The 11,746-nt window shown below is 36.3% G+C and carries 9 protein-coding genes and 1 pseudogene; 4 read left to right on the top strand and 6 right to left on the bottom strand.

Annotated elements, in window-relative coordinates:
- The first annotated feature begins 95 nt into the window (after window positions 1-95).
- On the top strand, window positions 96-2,066 hold the full coding sequence (locus MUA40_RS03260) for an IucA/IucC family protein (protein WP_167732822.1): 1,971 nt from the start codon (window positions 96-98) through the stop codon (window positions 2,064-2,066).
- Window positions 2,067-2,448: 382 nt separating this feature from the next.
- The gene (locus MUA40_RS03255) at window positions 2,449-3,600 is read left to right on the top strand and encodes an MFS transporter (RefSeq protein ID WP_126496517.1); all 1,152 of its coding nucleotides are present in this window, start codon (window positions 2,449-2,451) and stop codon (window positions 3,598-3,600) included.
- A 100-nt stretch (window positions 3,601-3,700) separates the two neighbouring features.
- Here the strand turns inward: MUA40_RS03255 and MUA40_RS03250 are convergent, their stop codons facing one another.
- The 5 genes and pseudogenes from MUA40_RS03250 to MUA40_RS03230 form a co-directional block, all read right to left on the bottom strand.
- A complete protein-coding gene (locus MUA40_RS03250) occupies window positions 3,701-4,192 on the bottom strand; it encodes an Asp23/Gls24 family envelope stress response protein (RefSeq protein WP_016426389.1) in 492 nt (163 codons plus the stop codon).
- Window positions 4,193-4,256: 64 nt separating this feature from the next.
- Entirely contained in the window at window positions 4,257-4,502 is a 246-nt protein-coding gene (locus tag MUA40_RS03245) for a DUF2273 domain-containing protein (RefSeq protein WP_016426388.1), read from the bottom strand.
- 12 nt (window positions 4,503-4,514) lie between these two features.
- Entirely contained in the window at window positions 4,515-5,057 is a 543-nt protein-coding gene (gene amaP / locus MUA40_RS03240) for an alkaline shock response membrane anchor protein AmaP (protein WP_016426387.1), read from the bottom strand.
- 108 nt (window positions 5,058-5,165) lie between these two features.
- Entirely contained in the window at window positions 5,166-6,695 is a 1,530-nt protein-coding gene (locus tag MUA40_RS03235; protein WP_167732824.1) for a BCCT family transporter, read from the bottom strand.
- 55 nt (window positions 6,696-6,750) lie between these two features.
- Window positions 6,751-7,760: pseudogene (locus tag MUA40_RS03230) on the bottom strand (zinc-binding alcohol dehydrogenase family protein).
- A 100-nt stretch (window positions 7,761-7,860) separates the two neighbouring features.
- Between MUA40_RS03230 and MUA40_RS03225 the strand changes: the two are divergent.
- The gene (locus MUA40_RS03225; protein ID WP_016426383.1) at window positions 7,861-8,850 is read left to right on the top strand and encodes an LLM class flavin-dependent oxidoreductase; all 990 of its coding nucleotides are present in this window, start codon (window positions 7,861-7,863) and stop codon (window positions 8,848-8,850) included.
- A gap of 184 nt (window positions 8,851-9,034) precedes the next feature.
- Here MUA40_RS03225 and abc-f read toward each other — a convergent pair whose 3' ends face one another.
- Window positions 9,035-10,645 carry a ribosomal protection-like ABC-F family protein gene (gene abc-f, locus MUA40_RS03220; protein ID WP_262569891.1) on the bottom strand — a complete coding sequence of 537 codons (1,611 nt, stop codon included), beginning with the start codon at window positions 10,643-10,645 and terminating at the stop codon, window positions 9,035-9,037.
- 419 nt (window positions 10,646-11,064) lie between these two features.
- On the opposite strand from abc-f, the gene MUA40_RS03215 reads away from it, so the two are divergent.
- Window positions 11,065-11,616 (top strand): cysteine hydrolase family protein, encoded by a 552-nt coding sequence (locus tag MUA40_RS03215; RefSeq protein WP_016426380.1) that lies wholly within the window; start codon window positions 11,065-11,067, stop codon window positions 11,614-11,616.
- Window positions 11,617-11,746: the final 130 nt, after the last annotated feature.

Here is an 11,746-nt window from a genome sequence, read left to right as displayed (position 1 = left end):
TCACCTTCTTTAATTGATAACGGTTCTCATTTCCGATATTATGGATTATACGAATCATCTTACTATTTGTAAAATAAAATGAATGAGGTGTACTCATGAATAAAGAGAGAAATCAGCAAAAAACTGACATTCTTTTGACAAAAGATGAACAAGAATGCTTTCAAACGCTCGTCGAAATCGATTCGAACTGGGCGCAATTATTTAAAGAAAACATATTATCCAGCCGCGATAAAATCACTGCTCGTTTAATGGCATCGATTTATCGTGAAAACTTAGTTGGCGGCTTTGATCATTGTGAAATAAAAGAAGCACAACATTTTCAAAATTGTGCCATTCCTGCAGGCCAATTATTATGCATTCATTTTACATATACTGGACGAATATTATTCGCAAAAATCAAAGGACAACATGCATTCAACCGTATCGACTTAGAAGGTCCTTTTTATTGGTATCATGAAAGTGGCGAAGATAAACGCGTTTTACATCCAAATGAGATTTTGGATGTTATCATTCAAGAAGATACACAATATGATGGTGAAGCGGCGAAACAATTTCGAGATGATTTAGAAAACAGTGCTGCTCATATGGCTTTAGCGTTGAGTTATCAAGCGCAGCACCCATTAAATGATTTTCCGACGCTTCTTGACTACATCGAAGCTCAAAATGATCGTTATCTAACTTCAGAGCAACTCGTCATTGAGGGGCATCCCGTTCATCCCGGCGCAAAACTTCGAAAAGGGATGACTGCCAAAGAAACGATATGTTACTCCTCAGAGTATCAGCATGGCATTCCAATGCAATTTATTTTAATACATCGAGATTACGCAAGAACGATGTCTGCGCATTCAAATTATGCTGAGGTCGTTTATGGTGCATTTGAAGGATTAAAAGAAATAGCTCAAAATCAATTGGAAGCATCATCGCAGTCATTGAATAACTATGTGCCTTTAATTGTACACCCTTGGCAGTACGCACATATCATCACTGAAGAATATCAAGATGCTATAAGTCAACAAATCATTGTTCCTTTGACGTATCAACAAAACTATTACGCCGGTCTGTCATTCCGTACGTTAATGCCTGAAAAACCTGAGCAGACACCTCATATAAAACTTTCGACGAATGTCCATATTACAGGGGAAATTCGTACATTGTCCGAGCAAACAACACACAATGGGCCTTTAATGACAAATATTTTAACGCATATCGCGCACAATGACCCATTATTTAAAGATGTCGCCACACAAGCGGTTCCGGAACTTGCAGGTGCGCATTTTTATCATCCAAATGATGAAGATTCTGCATATCAAGAGCAGCGAAGTGAGCAATTGGGCACACTTTATCGAGAAAATATTTATGATTTACTCGATGATAATGCACTTGCGCTCATCCCATCAAGCTTTGTTGTCAATAAACCTGGCGAATATCGTACATTAGTCATCGAACTTATCGAACGTTTTGCTGCGCATCAAGGACGTTCTGTCGACATGTCACAACTGTGTCAAGACTGGTTTGCACCTTATGCACGTGCACTGATTGATTATGTTGTACCTTTGCTTGTGAAGTATGGGATTGCATTAGAAGCACATCTACAGAATACGATTGCAGTGTTCGATGATAGAACAGGTGCGTTCCAACAAATGCTTATACGTGATTTCGAAGGTTTGAGAATTGACCAGCAACAACTTTCATCTATGGGCTATGACACATCTGATTTTCACGAAAAATCTAGAATATTAACTGAGAGCCAGACTTCAGTTTTTAATAAAGCTTTTTATTCTACGATTCAAAACCATCTAGGTGAAATCGTCGCAGCCATTGCATATTACTACAAAGATGAACAGTTAGAAAACAAGTTGTGGCAAATTGTACAAACACAAATCCAACAATGCTTTGATCGAATAAAACAAACAGAAATGAATCAAGAACGAATCAACACTATTTATCAAACATTTTTTAACCCCGTTATTGACTATAAATGTGTGACAACGATGCGCCTCATAGATGAAGCCCATCATTACACCTATATTAAAGTAGATAATCCGCTTCACATGACATCAGAATAAATATATGGAATTTCAAGAAACTGGGAAATAGAGGCACATTTAAATGACAATTGCGCTTTTGGAAATGTATGTCATTATAATAAGGCCTATATGCTCCTCACCATAGCTCTAGGATTAGGATCAGACTGAGACATTAATTCCATAAATAAATAGCGCTAGGATGATTTTATATAGAAAACATCTTAGCGCTATTTATTGTAAAACTTCGTATACTATGACTTCGTTTATGCGTACAATGACACTTCTCAATGATAAATTTTTATGGCTAAAATATAATCGGTCTACTTCTATCTAATACAGATAAAGGCGTAAGTATTTCTTATTGTAACCAATTGTATTAAAATGAAAAACAGAACTGAATATACTATCAAGGAGTATTGCTATGACTATCATGAGAACCTTAACTTTTATGTTAAGTATTTTCATTGTAGGTATGGTTGAAATGGTCGTCGCTGGCATTATGAATCTTATGAGCACTGATTTAAATATTTCTGAAGCATGGATCGGTCAGCTTGTTACGATTTATGCTTTTACTTTTGCGATTACAGGACCGATTTTAGTCAAACTTACTGAAAAATATTCACCAAAGTATGTATTGTTATATTCAATTGCTTTCTTCGTATTAGGTAATTTGATGATTGCACTATCTCCTAATTTTACGATATTAATTATTGGACGCATCCTTTCGTCTGCCGCTGCAGCACTCATCGTTGTTAAAATATTAGCGATAACTGTTGTGCTCGCAAAGCCTGAAAACCGGGGTAAAATGCTAGGTCTCGTTTATACAGGTTTTAGTGCGGCAAATGTTTTCGGGGTCCCTATTGGAACATTAATTGGTGATTGGATAGGATGGCGCTATACTTTTGGATTAATTATTGTCGCGGGGCTACTTGCCGGACTATTGCTTACGCTTTACTTACCCACGCATTTAAAAATGACCTACGCGACGGAAAACACCTATTCGACTCGAATTCGAAGCAAATTAGAAGTGAGCAAATTATTATCAGTCACTTTTATTATTTTAACAGCAAATTCTGTAGCTTATATTTACATTAACCCATTGATTTTATCTGGCGGTCATGACATTAAATTCGTTTCTTTAGCATTACTAATTATCGGTGTTGCGGGAATGTGTGGCACATCGTTAGGCGGATTTTTTACAGATAAATTCTCATTCAAGACATGGCTCACAGTGAGCGGTTCAGCTTTTGTAGTCGTTATGCTGTTATTAAACGCTTTATGGCAAACGACGATTTTACTGCTGATTGGATTGTTTGTTTGGCATATCATTCAATGGAGTACAAACCCTGCTGTACAATCGGGCTTGATTGATCAAGTTGAGGGTGATCATAGTCAAGTGATGAGTTGGAATATGTCAGCTTTAAATGCAGGCATTGGATTTGGCGCCATGCTTGGAGGTTTAATCGTTTCACATATTCATCTCCACGCAACAATCTATTTTGCAGCTGGCATTGGATTGATAGGTTTTATCATTATTTTATCGCTCAAAGGAAAGCAAGCAACAATGCAATAATTAAGAAGCGGCTGGGACAATATCGTTATCCCAGCCGCTTCTTTACGTCAGTTTATCTGATTTTAATTATATTGAAACCCATTGCTTCAAAGGTTAAATCTTATTGTAAACCTTTGTTTTCGTTTTGGTCTCTATTTTTTTCATTTTTTTGTTGCCATTCTTTACGTGTCATCACATCATCAACTTGCATGTTCACTTCTACAACATCTAAGCCAGTGATGTGTTTCACTTGTTCTTTGATTAATTCAGTTACTTTACGGAAAATTTTAGGTGCTGATTCACCGTATTCTAAGATAACTTTAAGATCGATAGCTGCTTGTTTTTCGCCTACTTCAGCAGATACACCTTGTGTTACATTGTTGCCACCGCTGAATGAACCACTAATGCTATCTACAAAGCCGCCTTTCATGTCTAAGATTCCGCGAACTTCACGTGCAGCAATACCTGCAATTTTTTCAACAACTTCATCAGAGAATGTTAAGCTATTAGAAAATTGTGGTCCTTGATTTTCTTGTGATTGTTGTCTTTCTCTTTCGTTTACACCAGTTTCTTTATTGTAAGTTTCTTTTGCTTTGTTATTTTCTACAGCCATAATTAAAAACTCCTTTATTGTTTATTTTAATCGAAATGTTTTAAATTTTTTCCGTTTGCATGTATTAACTTAATCGATTGAGGAAATTCAAGAAATCTTGCGTACGGTCTTTAATATACCCTACACCAACACCGATTAAACATAACACGACGATTAGAACAGTCTTCCAGAAGCCAAGTGTTAAAAACAAGATAGCAATGATGAGGAAAAAGAAGAACCCAATAATTCGCCATTTATAATTTTGCAAAAGTGTTGCAAATTGCTCAACTGCATCTCGTTCACCTTGACCATTTTGGTTTTGGTTAGACATAGGACCCCTCCTTTACACAACGCGTGGACCATTGTCTCGTTTTTGGTCACGCACATTGACTTTTACTGTTTTAACTTGTAATTCAGAAAAACGTTCAACGCTTTCTTTAATATCTAAGCGTAATTGTTCAACTAACGATTGGACATTCGTCGCTTCTGATGGCACCAGAAAATCCGCTGTGATATCAATGAAACTATTATTTTTCTTATTGTATAGTTTTGATACAACATTAGGTTGACGAATGGCATCATATTTCGCAATTGTATCGTAAACAGTATTTTCGATTGATTTTCGAGAAATGTAAATATGACCATCTTTATAGTCTTTATACAATCCTGGTTTACGATATGTAGGTTTAAATGCTCTGAAGAATAGAATTAAACCGATTAATATTAAGAATGCTGCTAAACCTATCAGTAATGGGTAGAACCAGTTAAACTGATAAAAATAGTCTTGGTAACTTTTGATCGGTTTATAATCGATATACATAAATAATAGAAAACCTACAATTATGACAATCAATAGGCCAAGAATAAAATTTTTGATCCGTGTCATTACGAATGCCACCTCCTATTCAATTTGTTACACCAACTCTTTACCCTTAATTTTGTAATAAAAACTAAAATCATGTCATATTGTTCAAAAAAATTAATATTTTTGTAATTATCTCTTTTGATATTTTGTTATATTTTTCTTTAAACGTGGACGTTCAGCCGATAATGCTTTAAATAACGCCCATACCATTAAAATGATGACAAATGAGAAAGGTAAAGCGGCAATAATGAGTATGTTTTGAATCGCTTGTGTGCCCCCAGTGAATAGCATGATGAGCGCAAACAGAGCTAACATAATGCCCCAAGTGACTTTTACCCAATTTTTCGGATGATTATCACCTTTTGTACTTAACATACCTAAAACATAGGTTGCAGAGTCTGCAGAAGTGACAAAAAATATCATAATGACTACGAGTGTGACAATACTAATCACATAACCGAATGGAAAATGTTCAAGCGTCGCAAAAGTCGCAGTTTCCATAGCTTCTGATGCAATATCTGCTATCCCATGATTCTGTAAATAAATCGCAGAAGCACCAAAGACAGCAAAGAAAATAAAACAGACAAATGACGGAACGAAAAGAACACCAATGATAAATTCTTTAATTGTGCGTCCTCTTGAAACACGTGCAATAAAGATACCAACGAAAGGCGCCCATGATATCCACCATGCCCAATAAAAGATAGTCCAATTTTGAATCCATTTCGTTTTTGACGGATTATCAATTGATAAACGTAAACTCATATCAAAAAAGTGAGCGATGTAATTGCCGAGGCTATTTGTAAACATATTTAAAATATAAAGTGTCGGTCCAATAAGAAAAACGATGAGGACGACAGCAAAAGCTAAAGACATATTAATATTGCTTAACATTTTTATCCCTTTACTAATACCTGACCATGTCGACCATGTAAACAAGACCGTTGCGATTATGACAATAATGATTTGTGTTGTAAACGTAGCGGGAATACCAAATAAAAACTTTAAGCCTTCGCTAATTTGTAGTGCGCCAAAGCCTAAAGTGGCCGCAACACCCGTGACTGTCGCAATAATCGCAAGCACATCCAACATCTGTCCTAGAGGTCCTTGCATACGTTTCGCACCAAATAAAGGTGTTAACGTTGCACTGACCAAACCGGGATACCCTTTATGGAAATTAAAATACGCAAAAGCTAATGCGACAATGGCATAAACTGCCCAAGCATGAATACCCCAATGGAAAAACGAAAACTGCAAACTGTCATCAATTGCTGCCTGGGTCCCAGTTTTATGTATCGGTGAGGCTTTAAATGCATGAGAAATCGGTTCAGCTGTTGTCCAGAAAACTAACCCGATTCCCATACCAGCACTAAATAACATTGCGAACCAAGATTTTAAAGAGAACTCTGGTTCCTCACCTTCTTTGCCAAGTGTAATGTGACTGTATCTCGAAAAGAGTAAATAAATGCAAACTAAAAAAAGTGCAAGTACAAGTAATAAATAGTACCAACTAAAATGGTAACCAATCCATTGCGTGATGGCTTGCGTTTGTTGTTCCATTTGTTCCGGGAATATCGCCCCAATCAGAACAAATAAACTACACAGCACAACAGCAATCCAAAAAACTAAACTAACCTTTTGATTTTGTTGCTTTAACATATATACTTTCCCCTTAAACTAACGATTTACAGTCACATTCCCTCTTTCAATGAATTTAATCAGCTATTTTTATAACTAACTTACCGATATGTGCTTGTGATTCCATCTGTTGATGCGCTTTAAATAAATTATCGACTGTTAAACCTTCTAAAACATTATTCAGTGTAGACTGATAGACGCCCTGTTCAATCTTTTCTGCGACATCTTTTAGATAAGTTTGATACATCTGTTCTTCCACACCGTGTACTGCTCTTGTAAACATAAATTCATGTGTCAAAGTAATACTTTTAGCTTTTAACGCATTTAAATCTTGCTTATTTTGAAAAGCAACTATCGTCGCAATATGCCCTCTAGGTTGAATAAGGTCAATCATCGTATCGTAGTAACCATCTGTATCATATGTGCAGAAAATATAATTCGGCTGCTTAAGTTGTTGTTCCTTAAACTGAGCTTTCAAATCACTTTTATGATTTAAAACAGCATCGGCACCCATTTTTTGAGACCATTCGATTGTTTCTTCGCGTGAAGCTGTTGTAATCACGTTTAGGCCGTATGCTTTTGCAATTTGTGTTGCAATACTCCCCACACCCCCTGCGCCATTAATAATTAACAACGTTTGATCTTTGTTTTTTTCAGCGTCTGTGGAAATTCCAAATACATCAAATAACGTTTCATATGCGGTAATCGCTGTTAGAGGTAGTGCCGCTGATGCCTCGTAAGAGAGATTTTTAGGCATATGTGCAACATATTGTTCATCCATTAATTGATAGGTCTGATTTGAGCCATCACGTTGATTTGAACCCGAATAGAAAACTTGATCTCCTGGTTTAAAACCTTTAACCGCTGAGCCTACTTGTTCCACCACACCTGCTGCATCAAAACCTAATACACGCTCTGACTGATTCAACGGCGTTTGAGCATTTTCGTATCAACAGGATTGACTCCTGTGGCATACACTTTGATTAAAATATCATGTTCTGTCGGTTCGGGGCGTTCACGTGTTACCTTTTCAAAACAATTTCCTTCTGATATAGAAAAAGCTTTCTTTGCGATAATGGCTTCCATTTCATTCCCTACTTTCTTTTTATTTTTAAGCATTGTACTCGTGTTTACGCTTATTTTGCTTGATAATTGTAGTATAACACGCTTGGAAAGGAAGTCTTATATGCAACTCAGCATTCTCGATTATAGTCCTATTTTTGAAGGACGCACACCGCAAGAAGCACTCAATCATAGTATTGATCTCGCGCGTTATGCTGAAAAATTGAACTTTCACCGCTATTGGCTAGCTGAGCACCATCAAGTTCATTCCGTCGCATCAACAGCACCTGAAATTTTAGCAACGATGATTTTAGAACAAACGTCACGCATCCATGTTGGCGCCGGGGGCATTATGTTGCCACATTACAGTCCATATAAAGTAGCAGAAACTTTTAAAATGCTAGAAGCACGCCATCCTGGACGTGTCGATATTGCACTTGGAAAATCGCCTAGTTTTCAAAATGTGTCTCAAGCATTGAATGAAGGCAAACAAACTTTAACAGACTTTGATCAACAATTGATAGATTTAACAAAGTATTTTAACAATGACACCTCGACCCCACATCGTTTTCAGCATTTAAAAGCAATGCCTATCATTGAAACCCAACCGCAATTTTGTATCTTAGGTACGAGTGAAAACAGTGCAGAACGCGCCGCACAATTAGGGGCTGTTTTTGTATTTGGAGCTTTCGGACAAAAAACTTTAGAAAAACAACGTATTGTTCAACATTATCGAAAACAATTTCAACACTATCACCCTGAAGAGCAACCTTATGTCATTGTCTCTACTTTCGTCTTAGCACATGAGGATAGTCAGATCCGTGCACAATTAGAAGACAGTCTACATTACTGGTTGCAACGCATTCATTATTTAAAACAACCGAAAACACTATTAAGTCCAGAAACGATACAACAGAAAAATTGGAGTGAACGTGAACTTGAGAAACGCGCCGAAAACGAACCTCGTATCATCAGTGGGGATGGAGAAACCGTAGCGCATAAACTCCACGAATTGCAACGTACATTTGATGCTGATGAACTTTTATTATTTCCCCAACTCTATGGTGAGGAGAATAGAAAACACTCTTTAGCACTTATTGCAAAACATGTCTAACACATCAATAAAAAGGTAATGCTGCTCATAGCGATAAGCTTTTATCGCTTATGAATACATTACCTTTTTTCATTTCTTAGTGATTTGTTGATTTCCGTTGTTATCTATTTTAATGATCAAATACGTTCTAACCTTGGAAAATTGAGTCAGAACTGTGTCATCAATTAGATTTTTGTCTCACATCTTAATTTCTTTTTTGTTTCGCATAACTGTAATGCCCCGGATAATAATGAAGCTGTTTATTGTCAATCCAGTATGTTTTTGAAAAATGCTTATCCAGAAAATATCGATTGTGTGAAACTGCAATAACCGTGCCATCAAACTCCTCTAAAGCTTCTTCCAATGCTTCTTTGGCATCAATATCTAAGTGATTTGTCGGCTCATCAAGTATGAGCACATTGAATTGTTGAGAAATCATTTGCGCCCATCTTAAACGCATCTTTTCGCCACCACTTAAATCTTTTACTTTTTTATAGACATCGTACCCATAAAAAAGATATTTTACCAGATGGTTTCTCGCTTCTCCTTCTGACACATGCGCATATTGTCTAAAAGCTTCAAGTACTGACATCTCTCCAGTATTAAATTGATGTTGGGCCAAATAACCAATGCGGTTTGTTTCAGCAATTTGAACATGACCTTCGTCAGGCACAATCTCTTTTAACAACAATTTTAATAGCGTGCTTTTACCTGTTCCATTTGCACCTACAATGGCCACTCTATCATGGTGTCTAATTTTCATATTTACCCCTTCAAATAAGATATCATCATACATTTTAGCAACATCTTTTAAGACAAAGATATCTTTTGAAGCACTTTCTGTTTGGGCGATATCTAATTTCATTTTGTTATGCTCTAATCGAGGCTTAGGTTTGACTTCAATCCGCGCTAGAGCTTTTTCCATGCTTTTTGCACGACGATGCATCGACGCATTGGGTGGCTTCGCTTGGTTCGCCCATATTTTTAATTGCTTAATTTGGGCTTTCATTTTTTGAATTTTCTTCTGCTGAGTTTGATATGTTTTAAATTCGCTTAAAATACGCTTCTCTTTTTCAATGACGAAATTTGAATAATGACCGGGATATACATATAACTGATGTTGATCAACTTCTAATATTTGAGTGACCGTTTCATCTAGAAAGTAACGATCATGTGAAATTACCATCACGGCACCGTTATATTGTTGGATAAACTTTGTTAGCCATTCAATACTTTCTATGTCTAAATGATTCGTAGGTTCATCAAGCAGTAACAATTCTGGTGATTGGAGTAACAACATCGCTAAACCTACTTTTGTCTGCTCCCCTCCAGATAAATCGGACCATTGTTGCGTTTTAAGATATGCAATTTTTAAACCGTTGAGCACAAAATCAATTTTGTAATCTCTGTCGTAACCCCCTAAAGACTCAAATTCATTTTGTAATCGGTCATATTGCTTTAAAATCTGATCGATGTCATCCGACTCTTCAACCATCTTAACTTCCAGCTGTCTCATTCGTTGTTCGATACCATTCAAAGTGTCGAAAGCTTGATAAAGCTGATTGATTACAATAGCATCGTGCGGTAGATTTGGAATTTGTGCTAGGAGTCCTACTTTGACACCCTTAGCAATAATAATAAAGCCTTCATCTGCTTGCTCTTTTTTAGCTAATAATTTAAATAAAGTCGTTTTCCCTTCACCATTTCGACCTATTAAACCAATTCGATCATTTTTATTCACTTCAAATTTAATATGATCAAAAACTTTATCTCCGGCATATGATTTCGTGAGTTGACTCACATTGACGATATTCATTTTTTATTCCTCCATATCGCTAGAGGAATTTGTGTCAGTATTCCTCTAGAAGATGTATTTGTTTAAAATTAGACAGACTCCACCAATTTTTAGCAAAAAACGCAAATTTTCCACGTATAATAAGGACAAATCTTACACGCTTCACATCTTCTAAAAACATACTGACACCTCCGTTCATATAATGATAAATCTAATTATAGTCTAGTTACTCTCTTGCTTCAAATCGCTTATACCTATTTTAACTCAAACAGAATTTTAGCCCCAACCTTATTTTATTGCTATCATGATGAATAAGCGGCGATGAGACATCATTTCCATACTTAAGTTGAACTTCGTATTATACTTTCAAACTAATGTTTGATGTCTCGGCACACGATGAAAGTTATTTATTATTCTTTTTAAAAGGAGCGTATACGGAAATGACAAAACAAGGTTTACTCATTATAGACGTTCAAAATGATTATTTTGAAAACGGCAAAATGCCTCTCCATAATCCTGACGAAGCATTAGCACACATTAACTTACTTGAAAGATGGTTCCATGAAGAAGACCTACCGGTGTTTTACATTCAACACATCTTTCCTAACGATGATGCCGCTTTTTTCGTACATGACACTGAAGGCGTTCAATTAAACCCTCAGCTCAAACGTTATGAACAAGATCCTGTGATCACAAAGCAAACTCCAAATAGTTTCTTTCAAACAGAACTTGCGACTCTACTTGATGAGAATGATGTCACGGATCTAGTCATTACTGGGATGATGACCCACTTATGTGTCGATTCAACAACACGCGCTGCAAAAGAATTGGGTTATCAATCCACTTTAATTCATGATGCAACGACAACACGTGGATTATCGCTAAATAATCAAACTGTCGCACCAGAAGATGTCCAAAATGCCTTTATCTCCAGTTTAAGTAACTTCGCAGAAATTCAATCAACTAATCAATTTTTAAGTAAACAACAGTAATATGGTAAAGTTCTATTTAGAAGCATGAAAGAAAATAAAATTTTTGATTGTCTTACCCTATTTAGAAACTTTGCCTCGTACGTATAACGCTGAAGACTCACCTAAATGTGGCTTCATTGAAGTTTAGATT

Origin of the sequence: Staphylococcus schleiferi (genome assembly GCF_025558325.1) — a bacterium.
In the GTDB taxonomy this organism is placed as follows: Bacteria; Bacillota; Bacilli; order Staphylococcales; family Staphylococcaceae; genus Staphylococcus; species Staphylococcus schleiferi.
The sequence above is the reverse complement of the archived record's forward strand: the minus strand, read 5'-3'. Positions and strand labels throughout refer to the sequence as shown.